The following is a 26778-nucleotide window of genomic DNA, read 5'->3' as shown; positions in this document are numbered from 1 at the left end:
AAATTTGGTTCTCAATAGAATAACAAACTTTGTTCCAAAAAAGTATTATTCCTTTTTACCAATCAACGAAAAGTCCAAATGACGTTTCACTAAATCGGTGCTTTTCACCATTACATATACTTCATCCCCCAGTTGATACATACGTTTTCTACGCTCCCCAATAATCGCATATTGGCGTTCATCAAAAATGTAATAATCATCCTTAATATCTCGAATTCGGATCATCCCCTCACATTTGTTCTCAACAATCTCAACATAAATGCCCCATTCGGTTACGCCAGAAATAACACCCAAGAACTCCTGGTCTTTATGATCTTCCATAAACTTGATCTGCATGTATTTTATGGAATCGCGTTCTGCATTGGCCGCCAATACTTCCATATCGGAAGAATGTTTACACTTTTCCTCATAAGGAGCTGGCTTTGGCATTTTCTCTTTATCCAAATAATGTTGGAGCAATCTATGCACCATTACATCGGGATATCTTCGAATTGGAGAGGTAAAATGGGTGTAATATTCAAAACCCAAACCATAATGCCCAATGTTTTCTGTGGTATAAGTAGCCTTATTCATACTCCGAATTGCCAAAGTGTCCACTAGGTTCTGTTCTTTCTTCCCTTTTACATCTTCCAATAACTGATTTAAAGACTTATTAATGGACTTACTATCCTTTAGGTTAAGACTATGTCCAAATCTGGAAATTACCCCATTCAAGGCCATTAATTTATCCTCATCGGGCTTATCGTGCACACGGTATACAAATGTTTTCTTCTGTTTTCCGATAAACTCTGCTACTTTACGATTGGCCAACAACATAAATTCTTCAATCAATTTATTGGCATCCTTGGCTTCTTTAAAAAATACACCAATAGGCTCGTTATTTTCTGAAAGGTTGAACTTCACCTCAATTTTATCAAAAGAAATGGCTCCAGCATCCATTCGAGCCGTTCGCATTATTTTTGCCAATCGATCAAACGTGAGAATGGCATCCACTATCTCATCCGAAACAGCATAAGCACCATCTCTTATTGAAATTTCCTTTGGAATGGTATTTTGTTCCGTTTCAATAACATGTTGTGCTTCTTCATAAGCAAAACGCTCATTGGAATTGATAGCCGTTCTTCCAAACCATTGGTTCACTACTTTAGCTTTGTCATCCATTTCAAAAATGGCGGAAAAGGTATATTTCTCTTCGTTTGGTCGTAAGGAACAAGCTAGGTTCGATAAAACTTCAGGAAGCATTGGAACCACACGATCTACCAAATACACCGAAGTGGCGCGATCATAAGCTTCGTCTTCCAAAATGGAATCGGGTTGCACATAATGCGAAACATCTGCAATGTGGATCCCAATTTCATAGTTACCATTTTCCAATTTTTGAAACGAAAGTGCATCATCAAAATCCTTTGCATCTTTGGGATCAATAGTGAAGGTTAACACATCACGCATATCCCTACGCTTGGCAATTTCAGATTCTTTTATACTGGTATCCAATGTTTTGGCAAACTGTTCTACTTCATATGGAAACTCATAAGGAAGTCCATATTCAGCCAAAATCGCATGGATTTCGGTATTGTGTTCCCCAGGTTTTCCCAAAACTTCCACAATTTCTCCATAAGGTGAATCGGCATCATCGGGCCAATCTCCAAGGTTCACTAAAACCTTATCACCATTATTGGCTTTCTTCAGCTTTTCTGGTGGAATAAAAATATCGGTGTACATTCTGGAATCCGTAGGTCGAACAAAAGCAAAACGTTTTTGCTTATCAACAATGCCCACATAAGAAGTCTTTTTACGTTCCAAAACTTTGGAAACTTCCCCTTCCAATTTCTTTCCTTTTCTTTTAGGTTTCAGGAATACTTCAACCGTATCTCCATGAAACGCCCTGTTCAATCGGTTGTTGGAAACAAAAATATCATCATTTAATTCATCAACAATTATATAAGCGTTACCACTACTGGTCAAATCAACTTTACCCGTAAAATAGGTGTGCAAAGATGGCTTCTTTTTGTACTTGCCCCGTTCTTCTTCAACAATACGATCTGTAGCCCTAAGTTGTCCTAAACGTTTGATTAATAGATTTCTATCTTGAGTGTCGGTTATTCCTAGCTTAGCAGCTATTTGTTTATAATTAAAGCTTTGTGATGGCTCTTTTTCCAGAACCGTGAAAATGCCCTTCGTTATCTCATTCTTTCTTTGGCTACCAGCTCTCTTTTTTTTCTTTGACATTAACGTCTTCTTATTTTCCTGAAAAGTACGAATTATAATTCTTGAGCGTTAATGTATAGATAAGCAATGTCAGATAAAACAACATTTATCAACATTAATACATATTATCTTTTTTCTTCTTTTTTAAAATTTATAAAAATGATGATTATGATAGATCGTTGATATGTGGAATAAAATTTTCTTCAAAAAGTTGCTTTCAACATTTGAATTACTTTGTTCACGATCTGTTAGATAAATTTTATTTTAAAAATCAATCCATTAGATTCTTTATTCACACTTTTTAATAACCGTTATCAACATCAATTTATTGAAAAGTAAATGTATTTTTAATGTTAATTACTGTCAATAATTATTTAATAGTCGTTGATTAATTTTTAATTGAATCCAAGGGCTTCGTTAAGTAATTATTCCTATTGCTTCATTTTTCCGAAATATCAAAATTTGGTTACTACAACTTTTCTTAAATAAATTAACAATTGGTGCATATTTATAATCCGCTGTAGGTAAAGGATATGTGAAAATTTGGTGGTTTTTATAAACATCGCCCAAATAAAAGATGTTGTACCTTTGTTGTAATCCTCAAAATACTATAACCATGAAGATTGCCATAGGAAATGACCACGCCGGCACCGATTATAAACTAGCTATAATAGGAATGCTAAAATCTAAGGGAATTGATGTTGTTAATTACGGTACCGACAGTACCGATAGCGTTGATTATCCAGATTTTACACACCCCGTTGCATCCGATGTTGAAGAAGGTAAGGTTGATTTTGGAATTGTTATTTGTGGTAGCGGTAATGGAGCCACAATGACCATTAACAAACACCAAAATATAAGAGGTGCTCTTTGTTGGAACAAAGAAATTACACAATTGGCACGTGAGCACAACGATGCCAACATTTTAAGTTTACCTGCTCGCTTTATTTCTTTACCACAAGCTTTGGATATGGTCGATACCTTTTTAAACACCAAGTTTGAAGGTGGTAGACACGAGCGTAGAATTGAAAAAATCCCGTGTAGATAATTTTATGGGGCACCACCATCACCATCATGGACACTCCCATTCCCACAATGATCTAAAAGGGAGAAACTTACTAATATCCATAGTTTTAAACATTGCGATAACACTATCGCAGGTTATTGGTGGAATTCTTTCAGGAAGTTTGGCCCTGCTATCGGATGCACTACATAATTTTAGTGATGTTCTTTCATTGGTCATTAGCTATGTCGCACAGAAAATGGGCAAGAAACAAGCATCAAAACACCGAACTTTCGGATATAAAAGAGCTGAAATATTAGCGGCTTTTATCAATGCCTCGACCTTGGTTATTGTAGCCATTATTTTAATGAAGGAAGCCATTGAAAGATTGGTGGAACCTCAAGAAATCAAATCAAATTTGGTGATTTGGTTGGCCTTGATAGCTATTGCAGGAAACGGTTTTAGTGTACTCCTGTTGAAAAAGGATTCCGAACACAACATGAACATGAAATCGGCCTATCTGCATTTATTAACAGATATGATGGCATCTGTTGCAGTATTGATAGGTGGTGTTTTAATGAAGTATTATCAAATATATTGGGTAGATGCTGCGCTGACGATGCTCATTGGTATTTACTTGATTTATATGGGCTATGATCTTTTAAAAGAATCCACTAAAGTGTTGATGCTTTTTACACCCAGAACTATTGAAATCGAAGATATAGTGGAGTCCATATGTACTATAAATATGGTAAAAAATGTGCATCATGTTCATATTTGGCAGCTTAATGAAGAAGAAGTTCACATGGAGGCGCACATCGATTTTACAGAGGATATTAAACTATCACAGTTCGATGAGATTTTAGAGGAAATAGAGGAGCACGTATACCACAAACATGGCATTAACCATGTGAATATCCAACCTGAGTTTGATAAGTGCGATTCCAAAAGTGTAATAGTTCAAGATTAATGCAAATTGCTGTAAAAACCTTTGATGAATTAACCACTTCGGAACTTTACGAGCTATTACGCTTAAGAAGTGAAGTTTTTGTGGTGGAACAAGATTGTGTATACCAAGATGTGGACAACAAGGACCAAAAAGCTTTACATGTTTTGGGAACAAAAAATGGTGAGTTGGCAGCATATACTCGAATATTTAAGCCAGGTGATTATTTCAAAAATGCAAGTATTGGCAGGGTAGTAGTAGCTGCGGATCAACGAAAATATGGCTTGGGAAAGCAAATAATGCAAGCTTCTTTAACTGCAATTGAAGAAAAATTTCCCAATCAACCTATTGAAATCTCAGCCCAATCCTATCTACTTAAATTTTACACGGAACTTGGCTTTAAAGCCTTTGGGGATGAATATTTAGAGGATGGTATTCCACACAAACGAATGTTGAAAAGCTAAAATTTAGCTTGAGCTTACTTTTCTAATTCAGTTATTTTCTTGATCAGGCTTGCTCCAACTTTTTCTACGATTCCAACTACAAGAGCATTTCCCATAAAAAAAGCACGTTTAGCATCCGAAATACCTTCCAATTTGGTGTGATTATCTGGAAACATATTCAACCGTTCCAATTCAACAGGTAAAAGTCTTCGAAGACCGTCGGATGTTTGAACCACATGTTTAAATCGGGATGCAGTTTTGCCACCCTCACCAGTTATAATGGTTCGTGAAGGTTGATCTAAGGCATCGGGGAAAACCATGCTCCCCTCACTATAATGGTACTCAAAACCAGATTTTGACTTGCGGGTTTCTTTTTTTGCTCCCTTTAAATATTCCCATTTTGGGTATTCGGATTCGGCGATAAAATAATCCGAAGACACATTCGATTGCTCCAAAATATCAGCCAAAACCGTTCTTTTTCCATCGTATTTGGGAGACGCTTTTAGGGTTGTAACCTTACCATCAACACAAATTCCAGCATTTAAAAAAGAAGATAGGCCTTGTTCTTTGTTGAAATTATCAGATACCGAAACAATATTTTCTTCTAAATTAAAAGTAACAGGTTTTTGAACATTTTGGCTTAAAGGAAAAGCTTCTGAAAATGTACTTTTTCTTAAGATCCAGTCTTTTGCAATCGTATTTTGCAGTTGTTCATAGATGGGGGAATCCTTAAAATACGCCAGAAAAAAAACGCGCCTTCGGCGCTGAGGCATTCCGTACTCGGCAGCATTAATTACGCGCCATTCCACCGCATAGCCCAAATCCGATAAACTACGCAACATTACAGCAAAATCTCGTCCACGTTGATTAGAGGGGGATTTTAAAAGACGGTCGACATTTTCTAAAAAAAGATATTTCGGTTTGTGCTTTTTTTCTGAAAGAATACGGTGAATGGACCACCAAAGCACCCCTTTTTTGCCTAAAAGTCCTTTGGAATTATTTAAAGAAGTGGCCACAGAATAATCTTGACAAGGAAATCCACCAACCAATATATCATGGTCCGGAATTTCGTTTGTTGGTACCTCTTCAATATTGCAATTGGAATGATTTTCCGCTCCGAAACGGGCTTCATAAACCATGGAAGCATGCTGTGTTTTTGTGCTGGGTTCCCATTGATTGCTCCAAACCACTTCAAAATGATTTGTGTTTTCCAATCCCAATCGAAAACCGCCAACACCGGCAAAAAGTTCACAAACCCGTAGCTTTTGCATGCTCAAAAATAGGATTAATCCATCTTTTTTGGAGCAATTAATAGAGGAACATGATTCTGAAAAACAGGAATACAAGTATCAATGAGAAAATAAAAGCACAAACCATAAAAAGTAGATGTACAAATCGGCCAAAATTATGGTCGTCCAGATTTTCGGTTAGTCGCGATATTTCAGGGTTTCCTGCCAAATACATTATTTCCAATTTCTCAATATCTGTAAGAGCGCCAACCTCCAGTTTTTCAATCACTTTTTTATCGCTTCCCTCAAAGGTTCTACCATCTTCATCTGTAAAAGAATACACAAACTCAACTACAGGATTGTCATTTATTAACGCGCCTGTATCTTTATAAGATTTCACTTTTGCCTTGTTCGCGACTCCGTGATACAGCAAGTCCCAATTTTCTTTCTTAGTTTTTCCATTAACAAGCAGACCGATTTTTTCCAGCAAAAAATAAAGAAAAACACAAAAGGCTAAAATCAATGTGCCAAACTGCCAGAATATAGAATCTTGAAAAGCCGTTTCAAAATAAGAAGGATCAGCCATTATTTTTTCAATGGCATCCCCAATAAAAATAAAGCAGACAGAAATAAAAACCACAATTTTTACAATGCACAACAACGTAAAGGCAAATGAAAACCTACACACTCCTTGAGATAAAAAAACAGGATCTTTAGGTTTTCTGGCTTCGTTTAACCCAATCAAAAGGGTGTTTTCAGGGACAAATCGCTGTAAATTGGGTTGACTATCCCATACGCGTATTTTTCTTTGAATGTGATACCCTGAAAAGTTTTGAAACAAGACTAAAAGCTCTAAAAGTGGTTTTTCTTTATCCTTAATGGTTTTTACAGAAAGAATGGACGCCTCTTTTTGGGCTACATTGTTGTTTTTGCGATTTTTTAAAATACAAAATGAGCGACAAAAGCAGTTGCGTAGTAGGTTTTGTAACCAGAAAACGACGACTACCCCCACAAGAAAAAGGGAAATGACAGTATAGGTCATACGCAATTTTTCCAATGAAAATAGTGATTGAACCAAGAAAACAGTTGGGCTATTTGACGGTTGCCTTATATGAATTGACGGAACACACCTTTGGATTGGTCAGCACCAGTTTGATTCAACCTCAAAATGAAGTGTTGCGACAAAAACTAATTTAAAATACTCTCGTATTTGGAAGAATTTGCTAATAGTTCTTTTGCGGTTAAAATGGCATCATCGTGGCTTAGATAGTATTTGTACAATCCATCACGATAAAAATACCTTACAATGATTTCGTCTTCCAAGTTCTTTTGAATTTCTGGTTGAAAAGAATCCAACGCAGCAAATTTGGAACGATTTACAGCCAATAACAGGTCTTTGTACTTGTCCTGAACATCGTTGCCCAAAAGGGATTCATCTGCATTAATGGATTGTTCCAAAAGCGTTTCAGTTTTGGTTTGAAACGTGAAATTTTGCTCCTGAACGTATTTTTTAAAGGCAGCATAATCAGCATTGGAAAATGAAAAATCATTCACAGATGAAAATGTGTGATCGTAATAATAGTCCGTTGCAAAATCGAACACAATTTGATTGCTTTCCAAGGCATCGATTAGCGTATTGGTTTGGAGTGTGTTGATTTCGATATCGGGCATTACACCTCCGCCATCCCAAACTTTGCGACCATTTCTGGTTTTGAATTCTGTAAAATTTGTATTTCTTACGGCATTTCCTTCATTATCACGGTTCCAATAATCCAAAGATTGAATACAACGCCCAGACGGCGTGTAATAGCGTGAAATGGTTACTTTTAATTGGGTGCCATAAGTTAATTTAAGCGGACGTTGCACCAAGCCTTTGCCAAAGCTTCGTGCACCTATAACAACCGCACGGTCCAAGTCTTGCAATCCACCTGAAACAATTTCACTGGCGGAAGCACTACGGCCATTTATGAGCACCACCAAAGGAATTTCCAAATCCTCTGCTTTGTTTTTGGTTCTGTATTCTTGATTGAATTTTTTAACCTTCGATTTAGTGGTCACAATCAACTCCCCTTTGTCTACAAATAAATTGGTCACGTTGATGGCTTCCGAAAGTAAACCACCAGGATTACCGCGAAGATCTAGAATCAATTTTTCCGCACCCCTGCCTTTAAGGTCCTGCATCGCAGATTTGGTTTGTTGGGATGCTTTTCTATTAAAACGAGACAAAACAATGTACCCAGTTTTATCATCTACCATATCGTAATAAGGAACCGCATCAACTTCAATGGCCTCTCGTGTTATGGTTGTGGTTTTGGTTTCCCCCTGACGCACAAAAGTGACCTCAACAGAAGAATTATTGGCCCCTTTGAGCAATTCACTGGCGTTATCATCAAAATCGGCCACTTTGGTCTCGCCAATTTTTATGATTTCGTCACCCGCTTTTAAACCTGCTTTGTCTGCTGCATAGCCCTCATACGGCTCTACAATCAACAATTTGCTTTCAAAAGAACGGACCAATGCACCAATTCCAGAGTATTCCCCCGTATTATTGATTTTATAAGATTCCACATCCTGTTCATTCAAAAATTGGGTATAGGGGTCAAGATCATCCAACATGCTTTTAATGGCCGAATTCATAAGTTCTGCAGGATTTGTTTCATCCACGTAGTTCATGTTGAGCTCCTTAAAAAGGGTGGTAAAGATTTCTATCTGTTTGGCAATTTCGAAGAAATCGCTTTTAAATCCACTGGCCACAACCAAAACAGTTAGGGCCAAAATGGGGATAACAATCTGCTTTTTAATCTTTCGTTTCATGGAGTTCCTTTTTAAGAAAGGCCTCTAAAAGTAATTTCATGGCCTTGTCAACCTCATTAAAGCTAGGCATTGTATTGCCAAGGTATAAAAATATGAACGCAAAATTTCCCTCAATGTTGTTAAAAATAAGGGGTTTATTCAATCGATATGCCTCACGCATCAACCGCTTGACGTGAATGCGGTCAACTGCTTTTTTGAACTTTTTTTTTGGTGCAACTACAGCAACTTTTATTTTGGATTCATCTGAAAAATTGGTGTTGAGGTAGATAAGCTTTATCGGATTTTGCTTCAGGTTTTTGCCCTCGGTAAATAAAGCCTCTATCACCTTTTTATTTTTCAGTTTTTCCTTTTTAGGAAATGAAAAACTGTCCCCTTGAGGGGACTTTGGGCTGCTTTCTTTCAGATTGGGATTCGTGTTTTCTTCTACCATTTGATGGGCAAATCCATTTGGGCGTTAAATTACTTAAATAAAATTAAGCTGAAATAAAATAGGGCGACACAAACGGCCGCCCTATTGATTCTTTTTTGAATTGGATTTTACTCCTGGGCTTGATATACGTTGTTTTCCCCGTTCACATCTGCCATTAATTGAGATGGGTCGATCATGATGGCGGTAACGTTTTCCAATGGCATGTCCAAGGTAAATTCGTAGGTTGGATAAGCCCACGGCCAATCCTCCAAAACTGTTCTTTTTAAACTTGGATATGGATTGTCTTTTTCACCATACATCATGCGCAATGGCACATAGTAAGTTTCTTGTGTACCATCGGCACCAACAACCAAAATGTCCAAAGGCATAGGCATTTCACCAATACGCTCTAAAGTAACTTTTGTCTTGTCACCATCTGCCTCAACAGTTTTAATTCCATAATCAATGGTGTTTGTCGTTTGTGTCCAATCGGTCAAATACCAGTTCAATTCCATTCCAGAAACTTTTTCAGCCGTTCTTTTAATATCGTTCGGCGTTGGGTGTTTGAATTTGAAATCAGCAAAATACTTTTTAATGGTTTCCATCAATTTATCTTGTCCAATTACATATCCCAATTGAGACAAAAAGATGGATCCTTTGCTATAGGCTGCAATTCCGTATGCAAAATTCGTAGTGTAGCGGTCGGCATGGGTGGCCTGCGGCATTTCTAAACCAGAATTCACCAAAGCGTAGTAACTTTTATAAGACCCTTCAAAAGGGTTTTGTTTGCCTTGTTCCATGATTTGATTCATGCACAAACTGCTGATGAAAGACGTAAAACCTTCGTCCATCCATTCGTGCTCGGATTCGTTGGTGGCCAATACGTGTTGAAACCAAGAGTGGGCCATTTCGTGAACCATTACGCCCACAAGACTTCCATAGGAACGATTTCCTGTAACCAAAGTACTCATGGCATATTCCATTCCACCATCACCACCTTGAACTACTGAATATTGTTCGTATGGGTATTTCCCAACATTAGTGCTGAAAAACTCCATGGCCTCAGCTGTTTTGGGCTGAAGTTTTTGCCAGTTCTCATTAAATTCTGGGTTGTCTTTATAGAAGAAGTGCAAGGTTGGCCCATTTTCCATTTTAAGGGTATCATGGATATATTCAGGGTCGGCCGCCCACATAAAATCATGCACATTTGGCGCTTTAAAGTGCCATGTAAGTGTTTTCCCTTTTGTTTTTACTTTGGTGCCAGGTGTTTCGTATCCATGACCTATTTCGTTGGGATTTTGAAGATATCCTGAACCGCCAACGGTATAATCTTTATCCAAAGTAATTTTTACATCAAAATCACCCCATACCCCGTGAAACTCACGAGCAATGTATGGATTAGGATGCCATCCCTCAAAATCGTATTCTGAAAGTTTAGGGTACCATTGACTCATGCTCAACGCCACACCTTCCCTACTGTTTCTTCCTGAACGTCTAATTTGAAGTGGAACCTGACCTTTAAAGGTCATTTCCAAAGTGGTTTTTCCACCAGCTGGAATTGGTTTGTCCAAATCAACTACTAAAATGGTTCCGTTTTCTTCAAAAGAAACTGCTGTGCCGTCCTGGGTCAAGGCTTCGGCATGTAAATAACCCATTTCACTTTCTGATAGGGAAGCGATTCTACTCTGATCGCCATCCATCATTCGTTTATCAGGATCTTTAATGTTTTGCAACCTAATATCCATTTCGCTCCCTGGTTGAAAAGCATTGAAGTACAGGTGATAAAATACTCGACTCAATTCATCGGGAGAGTTATTGGTATAGACCAATTTTTGGGTTCCGGTGTATTGGAAGGTTTTTACATCCATATCCACCTCCATGGTGTAGTCTACATGTTGTTGCCAGTAGGTTGTGCTTTGTGCATTCAGTAAAGAAGAGGCCAATAAGGCCACTAAAAATAGGGGCATTAATCTTTTCATATGTTATTTTGAGTTACTTTCTAGAGTGGTTTTACCTTTTGCAATTTGGTCTGCTAAAATTAAGGCATTATAGGCATTAACCATTTTGCCCGATTTCGAAATTTTATCAAAAGCAAAAGCTTTGGTTGCATCCCCAGCTACGATTACCGAAGTCTTTGATTTTAATCCAGATTGCATGATGATATTTTTTACTTCGGAAGCCGTTAAGTCGGGATAGTATGAGCGAATAAGCGCAGCAACGCCCGCCACAGCAGGTGCGGCCATAGAAGTTCCGCCTTGAAATTCGTATGAACTTTCTGGCATGGTCGAATAGATTTCATCTCCAGGAGCAAAAACATCTACATTTTTACCACCATAATTGGAAAAAGTAGCAACCATTTCCGATCCGTATTTGCTTGAAAGCGCTCCAACGGTAATCATGTTGTCTACAAATTCTATTTTTCCAAGTTTGTGATCGTTTGGATAATTGGTGTTGTCGGGGTCTTCAAGATCGTTGCCGTCGTTTCCTGCAGCATGCACAATCAACACATCTTTAGAGGCCGCATATTCAATCGCATCGTATACCCACTCAGCTTTTGGCGAAAATGCTTTTCCAAAACTACAATTGATGATAGATGCTCCATTGTCTACTGCGTAACGAATTCCCAGAGCAATATCCTTATCGTATTCGTCGCCATTTGGAACGGCGCGTACACTCATGATTTCTACATTTTGGGCAACACCGTTCATTCCTTTTCCATTGTTGCGCTCAGCGGCAATAATTCCAGCTACGTGCGTACCATGACTTTCGGTATCCACCATATTTTTTGGGTTCCCATTTCCATAAGGAACATCGGTAATGTCGTATGGGTCGTCACCAACAGGGGTTCTTCCATTAAAATCTTTGTTGAGATTATAGTTGGCCTGATCAGAGAAGTAGTTAATACCTTCTTTAAGCTCTTCCAACACCACTGGAATGCTTTCTCCATAGCTGAACATTTGGTTCAATACAGCAACACTTTGCTCCATAATGGGAGAAGTGGCTTTCAGGGTTTTTAAATCTTCTTGTGTATAGGTTTCTTTTCCAAGTTCTTTTTTAACGGCCATATCGGCACCTTGCACCACTTGGTAAATTTGCTCGTATTGCTGTTTGTTCTGAAGTGCTTCAGGGTATTCTTTATCCAACAACAATCTAGCCTCAGCTCTTTCAGAAGCATCACCAATATTTAAACGAAGCATCCTTACATATTCCAATTGCTCATTGTAAGAGTCTCCCAAAAAGTTGTAACCGTGAACGTCATCAACATATCCGTTTCCGTCGTCATCTTTTCCATTATTTGGGATTTCATCTTTGTTGGTCCAAAGCACATTTTTTAAATCTTCGTGCTCTAAATCCATCCCAGAATCCAGAACGGCAACCACAACGGTTTGTCCTTTTTTGTTTTTGATGACCTCAGCATAGGCTTTATCCACACTCATTCCAGGGATTGTATCGTTGATCAAGTCTAAATGACCCCAATGCTTTTTCTCGGCATCGGTGAGTTCTGAAATTTTTAGAGGAACCGTATCAATGTTTTCAACGGGGGTTGAAACCAGTGCAGTAGATCCACATCCTGCCAACAAAACGGTAGCAGAAATGGATAAAATAGTTTGTTTGTATGTGCGATTCATATAAGGTATTTGTCTAACTGAGTTTATTGTGTTTTGAATAGTTCATCGAAAGAATAGCGTTCGTCCAATCGAACACCTCTTTCGGTTTGCTTAAGGGAACAAAGTTGATTGTGTGCGTCATGCTCAAAAAGAAGCAACCAATTATTTTCGACAGCAGCATTTAAAAATGCAGCTTTTTCTTCCATGGTCAACAAGGGTCGTGTATCATAGCCCATCACATAAGGCAATGGAATATGGCCAACAGTTGGAATTAGGTCAGCAACAAACACTACGGTTTGTCCTTTATAATGTAAATGGGGTAACATTTGTTTATCGGTATGCCCATCCATAAAATGAATACCAAATCCTAGTTCAGATTGTTCAAGAAAAGAGGAGTTTTTTCTATCAATAAAATGAAGTTGCCCACTTTCTTGCATGGGCAAAAGATTTTCTTTTAAAAAAGATGCTTTTTCTCGAACGTTGGGTTGAGTGGCCCATTTCCAATGCGCCTCATTGGTCCAAAACTTGGCATTTTTAAACGCTGGTTCGTAACCTGTTCTGTCGGAGTTCCATTGAATGCTTCCCCCACAGTGATCAAAATGCAAATGCGTCAAAAACACATCGGTAATATCATCTCGGTGAAATCCTGCTTTTTTTAGCGAACCGTCCAAGGTATGATCTCCCCACAAAAAGTAATAGTTAAAAAACTTTTCCGATTGTTTGTTGCCTAGTCCATTATCCACCAAAATAAGTCTTTCTCCGTCTTCGATCAAAAGGCATCGGGCAGCAATATCAATCATGTTATTGCTGTCGGCAGGGTTGGTTTTATTCCAGATTGATTTTGGCACCACACCGAACATGGCGCCTCCGTCTAACTTAAAATTTCCAGTTTCAATGGGGTAAATCGTCATTTAGAAAGCAAAAGGCCTGCAAAATAAGAAAAGAGCAATCCAAATGCGTGAAAAATAAGGATTTATTAGCCGTATTTTAACAAAAAGAGGTCAAGTTGAACCGTTTGAGCTCAAAAATATCTCCCAAGAATTGCACCTAGAGGTAATCTAAAAGAAAAGCAGTAAATTTCCGAAAACTTAAAGAATGCTTGAACTTGCTGGAATTATTATTCTTGGCATTATTGCTCAGTGGGTGGCTTGGCGGTTTAAATTACCTGCCATTTTACCCTTAATATTGATTGGATTATTAGTAGGGCCTATTGCGACCTTATACACTGAGGATGGCTCTAAATTAATAGAACCCATTTGGAATGGGACCAAAGGTCTTTTTCCTGGAGAAGGACTGTACAATTTTGTGTCCTTGGCCATAAGTGTAATTCTTTTTGAGGGTGGATTAACCTTAAAAAGGGCCGAAATTTCCAATGTGGGGCCTGTAATCACTAAACTTATCACCATTGGCACTGTTGTTACCTTTTTCGGAGCAGGTGTTTCCGCACACTATTTTTTTGGGCTTACCTGGCAAATTTCCTTTTTGTTTTCGGCATTGATTATAGTTACTGGACCAACAGTAATTACCCCGATTTTGCGAAATATTCCGTTAAAAAAGGATGTGTCGGCGGTATTAAAATGGGAGGGGATTTTGATTGACCCAATCGGAGCCTTGGTTGCAGTATTGGTATTTGAATTTATAAGTGTTGGAGAGGGCAGCGAATTTACCCAAACAGCCTTGGTTGAATTTGGAAAAATCATACTTTTTGGAACCACCTTCGGCTTCACGTTTGCCCATGCACTCGGTTTTGCCATAAAAAAAGACTTCATACCCCATTATTTGTTGAATGTGGTTTCACTTTCCACGGTGTTGTTGGTGTATGTGGAATCGGATGTTTTTGCTCATGAATCTGGACTTTTGGCGGTCGTTGTGATGGGAATGGTGCTCGGCAACATGAATTTGCCTAACATTAAAGAACTACTCTATTTTAAAGAATCGTTGAGTGTTTTGTTGATTTCAATTCTGTTCATCCTGTTGGCGGCCAACATCAACATTACAGATATGGAGTTGATTCTAAACTGGAACACGGTAGCGCTTTTTGCCATTATTGTTTTCTTAATAAGACCGCTAGGGGTGTTTTTAAGTGCCCAAGGTTCCAATTTAAAATTTAAGGAAAAGCTATTTATAGGATGGGTGGGTCCACGTGGTATTGTTGCCGCTGGTATCGCTTCGCTTTTTGGTTCCAAATTGATGGCCAAGGGAGAACCTGGAGCAGAATACATTACCCCCTTGGTGTTTATGATCGTATTGGGAACTGTATTGTTGAATGCTACCACAGCTCGTTTCTTTGCCAAAATAGTGGGTGTTTTCTTAAAGAAGTCCGAAGGTATTTTAATCATTGGCGCATCCAAACTATCCCGTTTAATTGCCAATTATTTGAAAAAGAACAACAGGCATGTGGTGTTGATTGACAACAACCAAACTAATGTGGATAAAGCTAAAAAGTTGGGATTGGAAGCTATTACAGCCAATATTTTTTCTGACAATCTTACCGACAATATCGAACTGAACGATATGGGATATTTGATGGCTTTAACAGGCAACTCAGACATTAACAAGTTCGCCATTAAAAAGTTCCAAAAGCAATTTGGAGAAAACGGAGCCTTTCGATTGGTAAATACAGAAGAAGTAAACGACCCAGAAAATAACCCAAAAGAAGGTCTGTTTTCACATACGGATGACTTTATACAGTTAATGGATACGGTGCGAACCCACCCGACCATTCATGAAATAGACCTAAGGGATAAGGAACACTACGATAATCTCATCGACCTTACCCAAAAGGAGACCGATATTGTACCACTGTTTACCAAAGCCCCAAGCGGAAGTATAGATATTATGCCGGCCAACAGCAAGGATTTTGTGCCCAAAGGTGACGGTTACAAATTGGTATATCTAGGTAAATTGATCGATGAAGACCAAGAAGAGTAAATAACAGTTCTTTACAACCAAAACTCTTTAGAAACCTTTTATCCATCAACTCAAAAGGGGCATTCGTCAATTGCGCCCCATAAAGGACAGGCTTCACAAGTACATTTATCTCATTCAACAACTAAAAATGTTTAAAATGAGAAAAATTGTACTTGTCTTTATGGCTTTGGGTTTAATTTCTGTAAGCTGCTCTAAGGATAAAGATGAAGCTCCAGAATCTGAATGTGAAAATTGCACAGCTCAGGGAGAAAAATTGGAAATCTGTCCAGGAAAGAGTGGGTCATTAGAGAAAACCTACACAATAACTTCGGGAGGGACATTAGTAAAAACAGTAACCCAAACCCAATTGGACGATTTGGGCGCCACGCCAAAACAATATGTACAAAGCTTATGTGATTTGGAGAATTTAAATCAATAGGGTATATCTTCAACGTTAAATCAGACATAAATGCTTGTACTCGGATTTCCATTTTCCCTTTGAAAGAAGAAGTTGCTCTGCGTTGACTAATTCAATATTAAAACACCCATCCATCAACTCAATCGGGGTATCGGTCAATTGTAACCCCTAAGGAAAACACCACACGAGTACATTTAGCTTATTCATAACCAAACATCTTTAAAAATGAGAAAAAGGGTACTTGCCTTTATGGCTCTTGGTTTAATTTCTGTTAATTGTTCCAAAAATGATGATGCCCCCAAATGTGTGTCATGTACTTCAGAATTGGGTAATGAATTTGAAATTTGTAATATCGGAAATGATATATTTAAATTTACTGAATTTGGTGTAATATGGACTTTAGATAAAGGAGATTTAAAGGGGCAAACACCTCAAGAGTTTGTTCAGGAAGCCTGTGATGATGATGACGGTTGTGAATCATGTATTTCTAATTTGGAAAATGAATACGAGATTTGTGATAATGGTGATGGAACATATCTTATAACTATTAATGGAGAAGAAAGCCATACATTTTCGGAAGCAGAATTAGAGGGCTATGCCCCTGATGAGCTCTTATATTTTTTGTGTAGTGATGCCCCTGAATTAAAATTTTGATTTCAACCTTCACTTTTTTAATTAGCTCCGGCAATGAGCCGTAATTTAAAATTAAACAAGTGTAATAGTTAAAAGATTTCTTTTAAAACCACGCATCCATCAACTCAAAAGGGGCATTCGTCAATTGTGCCCTATAAAGGACAGGCTTCACAAGTACATTTATCTCATTCAATAACCAAAAATCTTTAAAAATGAGAAAAGTTGTACTTGCATTGATGGCTTTGGGTTTGATTACAGTGAGCTGTTCAAAGGATGATGAACCAAGCAAAAAATGTGACACATGCGATAGCAGTGAAGGCACAAAGGTTGAAATTTGTGATTTAGGAAATGGAAAATATGAACTTACACTTGGTGGAGTGGCAACTCAAGAATTGACAGCTGAGCAACTTGGGAACATGAGTCCAGAAGAATATGCTCAAGAAGTTTGTAATAGCCTTTAATTAATTTATGAAAGATGTAATGTGCTTTTTAGCGCATTTCCTTTTTTATGACCAATCCATCAACCCAAAAGGGGCATTCGTCAATTGTGCCCCATAAAGGACAAGCTTCACAAGTACATTTATCTCATTCAATAACCAAAAACCTTTAAAAATGAGAAAAATTGTACTTGCCTTGATGACACTTAGTTTAATTTCAGTAAGCTGCTCAAAGGACGATGACAAAAAGTGCTATTCATGTACTTCCGAACTAGGTAATAAATTTGAGCTTTGCGACAATGGCAATGGAACTTATGACGCCACAGCATATGGTATCAAAGGAACTATGACCGAAGAAGATTTAGAAGGGAGTACTCCTCAGCAAGTCGTGGATGAGGCTTGTGCCGATGATTCTGAAGGTGATTTCTAAATCTTTGAATTTACAGGATTGCGTTAAGTGGGGGTGTCTTAATCATTCAACTTTAAAACGGCCATAAAAGCTTGTTGTGGAATTTCTACATTTCCAACTTGGCGCATTCGCTTTTTACCCTTTTTCTGTTTTTCAAGCAGTTTACGTTTACGGGAAATATCACCACCATAGCATTTGGCGGTAACATCTTTTCGCAAAGCTTTTATGGTTTCCCTAGAAATAATCTTGGAGCCAATCGCAGCTTGGATAGGAATATCGAATTGCTGTCTTGGGATAAGCTCTTTTAACTTTTCGCACATTTTTTTACCAATAGTGTGTGCATTATCAAAATGGACCAATGCAGATAAAGCGTCAACAGGTTGCGCGTTCAAAAGGATATCCACTCGGACCAGTTTGGATACTCGCATCCCTATTGGTGTATAATCGAAAGAGGCATAACCTTTTGAAACGGTTTTCAATCGGTCATAAAAGTCAAACACGATTTCGGCCAAGGGCATATCAAAAATAAGCTCTACCCGTTCCGTGGTCAAATAGGTTTGATTCACAATTTGACCTCGTTTTTCAATACAAAGTGACATCACATTCCCCACAAAATCGGATTTTGTGATGATGGTCGCTTTAATATAAGGTTCCTCAACACGATCTACCGTACTCGGGTCTGGTAAATCGGAAGGATTGTTTACAATTAATGGGGTTTCCCTGTCTTTTGTAGTAAAGGCATGGTAGCTTACGTTGGGAACCGTGGTGATTACGGTCATATCGAACTCACGCTCCAAACGCTCTTGGATGATTTCCATATGCAACATTCCCAAGAACCCACAACGGAATCCAAATCCTAGTGCGGCACTACTTTCTGGGGTGAACACTAAAGAAGCATCATTCAACTGCAACTTTTCCATGGAAGAACGCAATTCTTCAAAATCCTCAGTGTCTACTGGATAAATTCCTGCAAAAACCATGGGTTTTACGTCTTCAAAACCAGAAATGGCATTTTTGGTCGGGTTAACGGCATCAGTAATGGTATCCCCAACTTTTACTTCGCGAGCGTCTTTAATACCCGTGATCAAATAGCCCACATCCCCAGCGGAAATTTTTTGTTTGGGCATTTGCTTCAATTTCAAGGTGCCAATTTCATCAGCATCGTAGGACTTGCCCGTTGCGACAAATTTGATTTTTTGCCCTTTTTTGATTTCCCCATTTACTACCCTAAAATAAGTTTCAACACCTCTAAAAGGATTGTAAACAGAATCAAAAACCAAGGCCTGCAAAGGCTCATCGGCATTACCACTTGGCGCAGGGATACGCTCAATAATGGCGGTTAAAATTTCTTCAATTCCAATACCAGTTTTAGCACTGGCAGGAATCACCTCTTCAGGTTTACAACCCAAAAGATCAACAATATCGTCGGTAACTTCCTCTGGATTGGCACTTGGCAAATCCACTTTATTAAGGACTGGAATTATTTCCAAATCGTTCTCAAGAGCCAAATAAAGATTGGAAATGGTCTGTGCCTGAATGCTTTGTGCAGCATCGACTACCAAAAGCGCTCCCTCACAAGCTGCGATAGAACGGGAAACTTCATAAGAGAAATCCACGTGACCAGGAGTGTCGATAAGGTTCAGAACATAAGTTTCACCCTCGTGCACATATTCCATTTGAATGGCGTGACTTTTAATTGTGATTCCGCGTTCGCGCTCCAAGTCCATATTGTCTAACAACTGGTCTTGTTTTTCGCGTTCGGTAACAGAACCCGTAAAGTCCAACAAACGGTCTGCCAAGGTACTTTTACCGTGGTCTATATGTGCAATTATGCAAAAATTTCGAATCTTTTTCATATCAACATTAACACCTCCCCAAAAGGGCACATGATCAACTGCAAATATAATTGTTTTAGTGGCCCGTAGATGTATTTTTCAAAATAAGAAAAGAGGTAAGCTATTTCGCTCAAAAATAATTTATTAGATTTGAGGTTCAACCCTAACTCTACATGAAGCTAACCACCTCAACCTTTGTATTGGTATTTTTTGTGATGCACGGACTTTGTGCCCAAAAATATACAGTTACGGGAAAGGTGGTGGATGAGCAAAATGAAACCATTCCCTACGCGAACATTCTTCTTTTGCAGGCTATGGATTCTACCTTTGTAAAAGGTACTTCCTCAGATGATAATGGCTTTTTTGAGTTAACGGGAATAGACCCCGACCTCTATTTATTACAAGCAAGTTATGTGGGCAGGGGCTCAGAACCAAGAGCTTTGGACATTTCAAGTGACATTGCCTTAGGCGCGTTAATTATTCCTATGGGAAGTAATGAATTGGATGAAGTTGTGGTCACCGCGCAGCGTCCCAAGCTTCAAAGACTCCCAGACAGACTGGTTTTTTCGGTTGAAAACACGGTAGTTTCACAAGGAAATTCATGGGATATTTTAAAAAGCACTCCTGGGGTTATAGTAAATCAAGATGAATTGTTGATTCGAGGGCAGAATGCAACAGTTTACCTCAACGACAGAAAAGTTCAGCTTTCTGGACAAGAAGTGCAAGACCTATTGCAGGGGCTTGCGGGCGCGAATATTAAATCGGTTGAGGTCATTGCCAATCCACCCGCAAGTTATGATGCAGAGGGTGGCCCAGTTTTAAATATTGTGACCAGTAAGAACATTGTGCCAGGCTACAAGGGAAGTATAAACGGCAATTATACACAGGCTGTTTTTTCTAAATATAGTTTGGGTACAAGTCATTATTATAAAACGGATAAACTGAACCTGTTTGCGAATTATAGCATCAATCCTAAAAAGGACTTGGTGAAAACCAAAAAGGGCATCAATTTCATGGACGGTTCGAATGCCTTTTTTTCGCAATGGGATACGGATTACAACCAGCTTGAAAGAACGCAGTCGCACAACGGAAGTTTTGTATTGGACTATGATTTCAATGATCGAAACAGTCTTAATCTTACATCCAATGTACTTTTTAACCTCAACCAAGAGCAGCAGACCAATCTTGAAACCGTGATGAGCAATAATCTGGGTCAATTGGATTCCACATTTACCACTCAGAACAATGCCGACATGGATAATACGAATTTGGCTTTTGATTTAAGCTATGTGCACAAACTAAAAAAAGAAGGTGCACAAATTAGCGCCAATGGCCACTATACCTATTTTAATGGGGACTATTTTCAAAACCTGAACACCAATTATTTTGATGCTGGAGGTGTATTTTTGAGGGATTTTGGTTTTGATTCCGATTCCAAACAAGATATTCAGATTTATACGGGGCAATTGGATTATTCCACTCCAATTGGAAACGCTTCGTTTGAATCTGGCGCCAAAATTTCTGTGATCGATTCAGAAAGCAGTGTTCGTTTTTTCAATTTTACTGGGTCAGATGATAATGTGGATGCTTCTCAATCTGACCGCTTTTTGTATGATGAAAAAGTATATGCAGCCTATTTCAGCTTTGTAAAAAACTGGGAAAAATGGTCTATGAAGCTGGGTGTTCGAGGCGAATTGACTGAAGCAGAAGGAACGTCGCTGACATTGAACCAAGTTAACACCCAAGACTTTTTTGAGCCGTTTCCCTCTTTTTATTTGTTGTACACTCCATCGGACAAGCATAGCTTTTCTTTCGATTTTGGGAGAAACGTAAATAGGCCAAAATATGATGATCTTAATCCATTTCGATTCTTTTATAACGAAAACGATTATGAGCAGGGCAACCCATCATTAAAACCTAGTTTCAGCAACAATTTCAACTTTAATTATACCCTTAACAGCGAATACTTTTTTGATGTGTACTACAAAGATAATGGGAGCAATATTGCGTATTTGGTGTTTCAGGACAACAACAACCAAACCTTGGTCGAGTACAAGCAAAACGTGCTCGACAGTAAATCGTATGGTTTGGATTTCACATTGAGCAAGGCCATTGTTCCAGCATGGTCTGTGGTGGCATACACCTCAATTTTCCACGAAGAGGAGACTTTTTTGGCTGAACAAAGCGGAAATGTGGCGTTTACGAACAAGGTCAATGGGGTTTATGCCGATTTGGGGAACTATTTAACCCTGTCAAAAGACGGAACATTTACGGGTGAAGTGGCCGCCACTTACATTTCAAAATTCTTGTTCGGGTCTTACGTTTCCGATGAGCAATTTAACCTCACGGTAGGGCTTCGAAAAACACTTTTCGATAACAAAATCACGCTTTCGCTTGCTGCAGAGGATATTTTGGAAAAGTATGTGCCCACCTATCGCTCGCAGTATTTAAATCAGGATAACTTTTACCGTAGACGTCCAGAAACTCAATTTATCAGGTTCGGATTCACCTATAATTTCGGGAATTTTAGGTTGGAAGACAATCAGCGAGCCATCGACAAAAAAGAGCGCGAAAGACTTCAACCCCAAGATTAGTGCGTTCATTTTAAGTGATTTTGTACTTTTGCAGACCAAAAAACAAAGGATTTGCCAAAAATTCGAAACATAGAACTCCCTGATTTCCCGCTTCTTCTAGCTCCGATGGAAGATGTAAGCGACCCACCATTCCGTGCACTTTGTAAAGAACAAGGTGCCGATGTGGTCTATACTGAGTTTATTTCTTCAGAAGGGTTGATTCGCGATGCCGCTAAAAGTGTCATCAAACTGGATATTTATGAAAAGGAGCGTCCCGTGGGCATTCAGATTTTTGGTGCTGAATTGGATTCCATGTTGCAGGCGGTGGACATCGTAGAACAATCCAACCCTGATATCATCGACATCAACTTTGGTTGTCCCGTAAAAAAAGTAGTCTGCAAAAATGCAGGGGCAGGTATTCTTCGTGATATACCTTTAATGGTAAAATTGACCGAAGAAATTGTAAAGCGTACCAAACTCCCCGTTACAGTAAAAACAAGATTGGGTTGGGATGCCAATTCCATTAAAATTGTTGAAGTAGCCGAACGTTTGCAAGATGTGGGGATTGAGGCTATTTCCATTCACGGTAGAACCAGAGTGCAGATGTACAAGGGGGAAGCTGATTGGAAACCTATTGCTGAGGTGAAAAACAACCAACGTATGCACATCCCCGTTTTTGGTAATGGTGATGTAGATACTCCCGAAGCTGCTGTAAAAATGCGCGACGAATTTGGTTTGGATGGGGCGATGATAGGCCGAGCTAGCATTGGTTACCCTTGGTTTTTTAAAGAGGTGAAGCACTTTTTTAAAACAGGGGAGCATTTGGCGCCACCATCTATGACCGAGCGAGTGGATGCCGCAAGAAGACATTTACAAATGTCCATTGATTGGAAGGGCGAAAAATTAGGTGTTTTTGAAACCCGAAGACATTATACCAACTACTTTAAGGGCATTCCCCATTTTAAAGAATATCGCATGAAAATGGTGACCAGTGATGATGCCGCCGATGTTTTTGCCGCTTTTGACGAGGTTTTGGAAAAGTTTGGGGATTATCAGTTTGCTTAAATAGCAATCAACCTTTTGTTGATTCGACTGCTGGCAATTTTGGATGAAATAATGCCCAAAACCAAAATAGTACCCATCACAATCAAAACATTTATGGGATTGTATTCCACGGGATAGGCCAAAGTAGGTGTGATTTTTACCCACCCGAACAACAATTGCGAAGCAATCAACAAAGATCCGAGCAGCACTCCAATAAGTCCACCAAAAGAAGTGACCAACAGCCCTTGAATAAAATAGATTCTGCGCAATTCCTTAATGGTTGTACCCAAACTGAACAGGGTTTTGGAGTTTTGTTGCTTGTCCAGAATCATCATGATAATGGCGCCTACTACATTAAAAAGCGCAATGATCAACACCAATGTAAAAATCAAATAGGTGGCGAGGTTTTCAGTATTCAACATCCGATAGAGCGTGCTGTTTTGCTCTCTACGAGTTAAAATAGATACTTTATCCCCCAAAACTTGATTGATTCCTGTTCTAACTTCCTCATCAGAAGCTCCATCTTCCAATTTAAAATTGATTCCAGAAATTTCAGTACTGTCTTTTTGCAATAGTGCTTGCACTAAAGGAAGGTGGGTGAAAACATATTTTTTGTCCAGATTATCTTCCACTGCATACATCCCGCTCACCACCAAAGGAAGTTCGTTATACGGTTTGGAACCCATCAATCCCTGTTGCGAAAAAGAACCTTTTCCAGGTTTAGGAACCAAAACCTCCATGGGGGTTCGGTTATTCATGGGTACCCCGAGCAAATTGAAAATTCCCATGCCAATAACACCATTTTGCTCTAAATTTCCCCAGTTTCCAGCGTATAAATTGCTATCCAAACCAGTAACGGACCTGTAGTTTTCATCTATCCCTTTGATATAGGCAATAGTGCTTTTTTCCTTATAAGTCAGATAGGCACGCTCTTCTAATTCTTTGGCATATTGCGCTAATCCTGGAATTTTTTGGAGTGCTCCTTCCTCTTTTGGCGAAAGGGTAAAATGTTTTCCAGTTGTTGGAGAAGCCTTTAAATCGGGATCAAAAGTATTGGAAAAAGAAAGGCTGAATGTTTTTAGACCCGCAAAGGCCGAAAGCACTACAAAAAGTGCCGCGGAGCCAATGACAATGACCAAAAACGTAATAAAATTAATTATGTTCACCGCATTTTGGCTGCTCTTGGACCGTAGGTAACGCTTTGCGATGTAGAGGGGAAAATTCAAATCAGGATTTCTTTCTTTTGTCCAGTAAATCTCTGTTTATAATTGGGTTTTCTTCTCCTTTCAAGGATTTTTCTATGTTGTCGATGTACTCCAAGGAGTCGTCCAAATAAAAGTTCAGTTCAGGAACACGACGCAATTGGTTTTTGGTACGCTGCGCCAATTCATAACGAATGGCCACTTGGTTTTCCTTGATGCCTTCTAATAACCCTTTGGCATCTTTGTTCGGAAAAATACTTACATACACTTTGGCCAAAGACAAATCCACGGTTACGGAAACCTTCGAAACAGAGATTAAAGTGCCCTTGAGCCCACCATCGGTAGCGGCCCGTTGCAAAATATCTGCGAGGTCTTTTTGGATGATTCCCCCTATTTTTTTCTGTCTTTGTGTTTCTTCCATAGTGCAAAAATAAGCGAATTACTGACTATCCTCACTTTCTGAACCAATTACAGTGCGTAATTTTGGGAAAAGCACCTTTAATTTGAATTAAATATCGGAAATCCATGGATAAAATAGAACATATTGGCATCGCCGTGAAAGATTTGGAGGCATCAAATAGCTTGTTTGCCAAATTATTGGGCGTACCCAACTATAAAATTGAAGATGTAGCCTCTGAAGGAGTGAAGACTTCTTTCTTTCAATCAGGCCCCAACAAGATTGAACTATTGGAAGCGACCAATCCAGAAAGTCCCATCGCTAAATTTTTGGAGAAGAAAGGCGAAGGCATTCATCATGTGGCCTTTGCCGTGGAGGATATTGTTTCAGAAATAGAAAGATTAAAAGACGAAGGATTTATCGTTTTAAACGAAACCCCAAAGAAAGGTGCTGATAATAAACTGGTTGCGTTTTTGCATCCGAAGGGCACAAACGGGGTTTTGGTAGAGCTTTGCCAAGAAATAAAAGCGGAGTAGCAGCGTTAAAACCTTGCGGTGGTGAAAAATAAACACTAATATTGCATCCGCAAAAATGCGGTCCTATAGCTCAGTTGGTTAGAGCACCTGACTCATAATCAGGTGGTCCCTGGTTCGAGCCCAGGTGGGACCACTTAAAACCTTTTCAAATCAGTGATTTGAAAGGGTTTTTGTTTTTCAGGACATCTTCTTAACCTCGACCATCTCAAAACCACCATTTTATATTATCTCATTTTGAGACATTAGAAAAAAACACCTTATCTTGGTGATAACATCCATTGTGATAATGGCAGGATTTTCAGAAGTAATAAAAGCTTACTTATAAAAGGACAGCCTACACCACATAAATAAGAACTAAACAGAATTAAAAATGAAAAAACTATCTAACAAAGTAGGCATATGCCGTTTGCAATTATTGCTATTGGTTTTATGTCTACCCTTAATGTCAATCGGTCAAGAAGTAGGTTCAATGGAGCGATTGGTCTCCCCCGAGATTGCCGATGACAACACTGTAACTTTTAGAATTAAGGCACCAAAAGCAGAAAAGGTTGTGCTTTCTGGCAATTGGATGCCATCCGTACCAATCGAGGGAGGCATGGGTATGACCCGCCAGACTGTGGAGCTGACCAAAGATGAAAATGGCGTTTGGTCTATAACCGTTGGGCCATTGGAGCCCGAACTTTATGGCTACACATTTGTGGTTGATGATGTGAATACTTTGGACACAGCTAATTTAATGGTTGCCCGAGATGGTACATTCAGAACGGAAAATGTACTATACATACCTGGTGCAGCCTCCGAATTGTATTGGGCCAAAACTGGACCAAAAGGAACAGTGCACAAAATTTGGTATGAGTCACCAACACTGGAATTAACCCGTAGAATGTTTGTGTATACCCCACCTGGCTATGAAGATAGCAATGAAAACTACCCTGTTTTATATCTATTGCACGGTGGGGGTGGAGACGAGGAAGCTTGGTCGACCCTTGGTGTTGCTAACCATATTTTGGATAACCTAATTAACTCAGGCAAAGCCGAACCCATGATTGTGGTGATGACCAATGGCAATCCAACCCAAGCAGCTGCAATTACGGTTAGCCCTAAAATAAAGCCCTCCGACCAACCTGCTGGTGGAATGGCCAATATGTTGTTTGAAAAGAGTTTGGTAAATGATGTGATTCCTTACGTTGAATCACACTTTCAAGTGAAGGCCAATAAAGAAAACCGTGCGTTGACAGGTTTGAGCATGGGAGGCTTACAGACTCTCAATACCTCATTTGAGAATCCTGAGCTGTTCGATTACATTGGGGTGATGAGTATGGGCTTTGCGGATTTGAGCCGCTTTGGAATCGAGGTGGATCACTCTAAAAGAGGGAAACAGATAGATGCTTTAAAAGCTGCAGACCCTGAATTGTATTGGATTGCTTGTGGCACGGATGATTTCCTATATCAAAGCGTGGTTGACATGAGAAATGAGCTGGACAAACACGATTTTGAATACACCTATCGCGAAAGCACTGGTGGACACACATGGTCTAACTGGAGAATCTACCTATCGGAATTCGCGCCGATGTTATTTAAATAATGAATGGATTCATATTGTTTGAATCTTCTATAAAATTAAAAACCCTTTCAAGTTGATGATTTGAAAGGGTTTTTTTCTGCCCAGAATTTCAATTCCATTTAATTCACTGAACACAACTTTTACTTGTAAGTTTGTAGGG

The 26778-nt window shown here is 39.0% G+C and carries 24 protein-coding genes and 1 tRNA gene; 14 read left to right on the top strand and 11 right to left on the bottom strand.

The window, feature by feature from the left end; translation table 11 throughout:
• Positions 1-45 precede the first annotated feature (45 nt).
• Complete coding sequence (gene rnr, locus BLQ18_RS02605; RefSeq protein WP_090292336.1) at positions 46-2229, bottom strand: ribonuclease R; 2184 nt, start codon at positions 2227-2229, stop codon at positions 46-48.
• A gap of 595 nt (positions 2230-2824) precedes the next feature.
• Here rnr and rpiB point away from each other — a divergent pair.
• From rpiB to BLQ18_RS02590, 3 genes are read left to right on the top strand one after another with little or no spacing between them, the layout of a single operon-like run.
• The gene (gene rpiB / locus BLQ18_RS02600) at positions 2825-3256 is read left to right on the top strand and encodes a ribose 5-phosphate isomerase B (protein ID WP_090292333.1); all 432 of its coding nucleotides are present in this window, start codon (positions 2825-2827) and stop codon (positions 3254-3256) included.
• 4 nt (positions 3257-3260) lie between these two features.
• Positions 3261-4181 (top strand): cation diffusion facilitator family transporter, encoded by a 921-nt coding sequence (locus BLQ18_RS02595; RefSeq protein WP_090292331.1) that lies wholly within the window; start codon positions 3261-3263, stop codon positions 4179-4181.
• Positions 4181-4621: a GNAT family N-acetyltransferase gene (locus BLQ18_RS02590; protein WP_090292329.1), complete on the top strand. Its 441-nt coding sequence runs from the start codon at positions 4181-4183 to the stop codon at positions 4619-4621. Before BLQ18_RS02595 ends, BLQ18_RS02590 begins: the two co-directional genes overlap by 1 nt.
• A 14-nt stretch (positions 4622-4635) precedes the next feature.
• On the opposite strand, the gene dcm is transcribed toward BLQ18_RS02590, so the two are convergent.
• Both dcm and BLQ18_RS16860 read right to left on the bottom strand, forming a co-directional pair.
• Complete coding sequence (gene dcm, locus BLQ18_RS02585; RefSeq protein ID WP_090292327.1) at positions 4636-5871, bottom strand: DNA (cytosine-5-)-methyltransferase; 1236 nt, start codon at positions 5869-5871, stop codon at positions 4636-4638.
• Positions 5872-5908: 37 nt separating this feature from the next.
• Positions 5909-6469 carry a hypothetical protein gene (locus BLQ18_RS16860; RefSeq protein WP_139150350.1) on the bottom strand — a complete coding sequence of 187 codons (561 nt, stop codon included), beginning with the start codon at positions 6467-6469 and terminating at the stop codon, positions 5909-5911.
• A gap of 416 nt (positions 6470-6885) precedes the next feature.
• Between BLQ18_RS16860 and BLQ18_RS16945 the strand changes: the two genes are divergently transcribed.
• Complete coding sequence (locus tag BLQ18_RS16945) at positions 6886-7026, top strand: hypothetical protein (protein WP_175443701.1); 141 nt, start codon at positions 6886-6888, stop codon at positions 7024-7026.
• Here BLQ18_RS16945 and BLQ18_RS02575 read toward each other — a convergent pair.
• From BLQ18_RS02575 to BLQ18_RS02555, 5 genes are all read right to left on the bottom strand, one after another.
• Positions 7018-8643, bottom strand: a complete 1626-nt coding sequence (locus BLQ18_RS02575) for a S41 family peptidase (RefSeq protein ID WP_090292323.1) — start codon at positions 8641-8643, stop codon at positions 7018-7020. The two genes, BLQ18_RS16945 and BLQ18_RS02575, sit on opposite strands and share 9 nt — an antisense overlap.
• Positions 8627-9073: a ribonuclease P protein component gene (locus BLQ18_RS02570; RefSeq protein ID WP_090292321.1), complete on the bottom strand. Its 447-nt coding sequence runs from the start codon at positions 9071-9073 to the stop codon at positions 8627-8629. Before BLQ18_RS02570 ends, BLQ18_RS02575 begins: the two co-directional genes overlap by 17 nt.
• Before the next feature lie 107 nt (positions 9074-9180).
• Positions 9181-11031 (bottom strand): M1 family metallopeptidase, encoded by a 1851-nt coding sequence (locus BLQ18_RS02565; RefSeq protein ID WP_090292319.1) that lies wholly within the window; start codon positions 11029-11031, stop codon positions 9181-9183.
• Between the two features lie 3 nt (positions 11032-11034).
• Positions 11035-12681 (bottom strand): S8 family peptidase, encoded by a 1647-nt coding sequence (locus BLQ18_RS02560; RefSeq protein WP_090292317.1) that lies wholly within the window; start codon positions 12679-12681, stop codon positions 11035-11037.
• 23 nt (positions 12682-12704) lie between these two features.
• A complete protein-coding gene (locus BLQ18_RS02555; RefSeq protein ID WP_090292315.1) occupies positions 12705-13571 on the bottom strand; it encodes an MBL fold metallo-hydrolase in 867 nt (288 codons plus the stop codon).
• A 184-nt stretch (positions 13572-13755) separates the two neighbouring features.
• Between BLQ18_RS02555 and BLQ18_RS02550 the strand changes: the two genes are divergently transcribed.
• From BLQ18_RS02550 to BLQ18_RS02530, 5 genes are all read left to right on the top strand, one after another.
• Positions 13756-15591, top strand: coding sequence for a cation:proton antiporter (locus BLQ18_RS02550; RefSeq protein WP_090292313.1), 1836 nt, complete (start codon positions 13756-13758; stop codon positions 15589-15591).
• 136 nt (positions 15592-15727) lie between these two features.
• A complete protein-coding gene (locus BLQ18_RS02545) occupies positions 15728-16009 on the top strand; it encodes a hypothetical protein (RefSeq protein WP_139150349.1) in 282 nt (93 codons plus the stop codon).
• A 204-nt stretch (positions 16010-16213) separates the two neighbouring features.
• The gene (locus BLQ18_RS02540; protein ID WP_090292310.1) at positions 16214-16642 is read left to right on the top strand and encodes a hypothetical protein; all 429 of its coding nucleotides are present in this window, start codon (positions 16214-16216) and stop codon (positions 16640-16642) included.
• A 191-nt stretch (positions 16643-16833) separates the two neighbouring features.
• Complete coding sequence (locus BLQ18_RS02535) at positions 16834-17082, top strand: hypothetical protein (RefSeq protein WP_090292309.1); 249 nt, start codon at positions 16834-16836, stop codon at positions 17080-17082.
• Positions 17083-17257: 175 nt separating this feature from the next.
• Positions 17258-17488 (top strand): hypothetical protein, encoded by a 231-nt coding sequence (locus BLQ18_RS02530; protein WP_139297732.1) that lies wholly within the window; start codon positions 17258-17260, stop codon positions 17486-17488.
• Between the two features lie 38 nt (positions 17489-17526).
• Here BLQ18_RS02530 and lepA read toward each other — a convergent pair whose 3' ends face one another.
• Positions 17527-19323: a translation elongation factor 4 gene (gene lepA / locus BLQ18_RS02525; protein WP_090292305.1), complete on the bottom strand. Its 1797-nt coding sequence runs from the start codon at positions 19321-19323 to the stop codon at positions 17527-17529.
• 152 nt (positions 19324-19475) lie between these two features.
• Between lepA and BLQ18_RS02520 the strand changes: the two genes are divergently transcribed.
• A complete protein-coding gene (locus BLQ18_RS02520; RefSeq protein ID WP_090292303.1) occupies positions 19476-21896 on the top strand; it encodes a TonB-dependent receptor domain-containing protein in 2421 nt (806 codons plus the stop codon).
• Positions 21897-21947: 51 nt separating this feature from the next.
• The gene (gene dusB / locus BLQ18_RS02515; protein WP_090292302.1) at positions 21948-22940 is read left to right on the top strand and encodes a tRNA dihydrouridine synthase DusB; all 993 of its coding nucleotides are present in this window, start codon (positions 21948-21950) and stop codon (positions 22938-22940) included.
• Here dusB and BLQ18_RS02510 read toward each other — a convergent pair.
• Both BLQ18_RS02510 and rbfA read right to left on the bottom strand, forming a co-directional pair.
• On the bottom strand, positions 22937-24145 hold the full coding sequence (locus BLQ18_RS02510; protein WP_090292301.1) for an ABC transporter permease: 1209 nt from the start codon (positions 24143-24145) through the stop codon (positions 22937-22939). The two genes, dusB and BLQ18_RS02510, sit on opposite strands and share 4 nt — an antisense overlap.
• 1 nt (position 24146) lies before the next feature.
• Complete coding sequence (gene rbfA / locus BLQ18_RS02505; protein WP_090292299.1) at positions 24147-24542, bottom strand: 30S ribosome-binding factor RbfA; 396 nt, start codon at positions 24540-24542, stop codon at positions 24147-24149.
• A gap of 104 nt (positions 24543-24646) precedes the next feature.
• Between rbfA and mce the strand changes: the two genes are divergently transcribed.
• The 3 genes from mce (at position 24647) to BLQ18_RS02490 (ending at position 26639) form a co-directional block, all read left to right on the top strand.
• The gene (gene mce, locus BLQ18_RS02500; protein WP_090292297.1) at positions 24647-25054 is read left to right on the top strand and encodes a methylmalonyl-CoA epimerase; all 408 of its coding nucleotides are present in this window, start codon (positions 24647-24649) and stop codon (positions 25052-25054) included.
• A gap of 59 nt (positions 25055-25113) precedes the next feature.
• Positions 25114-25187: transfer RNA gene (locus tag BLQ18_RS02495), tRNA-Ile, on the top strand.
• Between the two features lie 237 nt (positions 25188-25424).
• Positions 25425-26639, top strand: coding sequence for an esterase (locus BLQ18_RS02490; protein ID WP_090292296.1), 1215 nt, complete (start codon positions 25425-25427; stop codon positions 26637-26639).
• Positions 26640-26778: the final 139 nt, after the last annotated feature.

Source organism: Flagellimonas zhangzhouensis, from assembly GCF_900102925.1.
Classification (GTDB): domain Bacteria; phylum Bacteroidota; class Bacteroidia; order Flavobacteriales; family Flavobacteriaceae; genus Flagellimonas; species Flagellimonas zhangzhouensis.
This window is presented reverse-complemented; position numbering and strand designations above follow the sequence as displayed.

Bases quoted from the DNA above. Each gene is read 5' to 3' on its own strand.
- mce (WP_090292297.1), top strand. From the start codon at position 24,647: ATGGATAAAATAGAACATATTGGCATCGCCGTGAAAGATTTGGAGGCA.
- BLQ18_RS02545 (WP_139150349.1), top strand. From the start codon at position 15,728: ATGAGAAAAATTGTACTTGTCTTTATGGCTTTGGGTTTAATTTCTGTA.
- BLQ18_RS02575 (WP_090292323.1), bottom strand. From the start codon at position 8,643: ATGAAACGAAAGATTAAAAAGCAGATTGTTATCCCCATTTTGGCCCTA.
- BLQ18_RS02570 (WP_090292321.1), bottom strand. From the start codon at position 9,073: ATGGTAGAAGAAAACACGAATCCCAATCTGAAAGAAAGCAGCCCAAAG.
- BLQ18_RS02520 (WP_090292303.1), top strand. From the start codon at position 19,476: ATGAAGCTAACCACCTCAACCTTTGTATTGGTATTTTTTGTGATGCAC.
- BLQ18_RS02595 (WP_090292331.1), top strand. From the start codon at position 3,261: ATGGGGCACCACCATCACCATCATGGACACTCCCATTCCCACAATGAT.
- rbfA (WP_090292299.1), bottom strand. From the start codon at position 24,542: ATGGAAGAAACACAAAGACAGAAAAAAATAGGGGGAATCATCCAAAAA.
- rpiB (WP_090292333.1), top strand. From the start codon at position 2,825: ATGAAGATTGCCATAGGAAATGACCACGCCGGCACCGATTATAAACTA.
- BLQ18_RS02560 (WP_090292317.1), bottom strand. From the start codon at position 12,681: ATGAATCGCACATACAAACAAACTATTTTATCCATTTCTGCTACCGTT.
- BLQ18_RS02590 (WP_090292329.1), top strand. From the start codon at position 4,181: ATGCAAATTGCTGTAAAAACCTTTGATGAATTAACCACTTCGGAACTT.
- BLQ18_RS02565 (WP_090292319.1), bottom strand. From the start codon at position 11,031: ATGAAAAGATTAATGCCCCTATTTTTAGTGGCCTTATTGGCCTCTTCT.
- BLQ18_RS02555 (WP_090292315.1), bottom strand. From the start codon at position 13,571: ATGACGATTTACCCCATTGAAACTGGAAATTTTAAGTTAGACGGAGGC.
- BLQ18_RS16945 (WP_175443701.1), top strand. From the start codon at position 6,886: ATGAAAATAGTGATTGAACCAAGAAAACAGTTGGGCTATTTGACGGTT.
- BLQ18_RS02535 (WP_090292309.1), top strand. From the start codon at position 16,834: ATGAGAAAAGTTGTACTTGCATTGATGGCTTTGGGTTTGATTACAGTG.
- BLQ18_RS02530 (WP_139297732.1), top strand. From the start codon at position 17,258: ATGACACTTAGTTTAATTTCAGTAAGCTGCTCAAAGGACGATGACAAA.
- lepA (WP_090292305.1), bottom strand. From the start codon at position 19,323: ATGAAAAAGATTCGAAATTTTTGCATAATTGCACATATAGACCACGGT.
- dcm (WP_090292327.1), bottom strand. From the start codon at position 5,871: ATGCAAAAGCTACGGGTTTGTGAACTTTTTGCCGGTGTTGGCGGTTTT.
- rnr (WP_090292336.1), bottom strand. From the start codon at position 2,229: ATGTCAAAGAAAAAAAAGAGAGCTGGTAGCCAAAGAAAGAATGAGATA.
- BLQ18_RS02490 (WP_090292296.1), top strand. From the start codon at position 25,425: ATGAAAAAACTATCTAACAAAGTAGGCATATGCCGTTTGCAATTATTG.
- BLQ18_RS02540 (WP_090292310.1), top strand. From the start codon at position 16,214: ATGAGAAAAAGGGTACTTGCCTTTATGGCTCTTGGTTTAATTTCTGTT.
- BLQ18_RS02550 (WP_090292313.1), top strand. From the start codon at position 13,756: ATGCTTGAACTTGCTGGAATTATTATTCTTGGCATTATTGCTCAGTGG.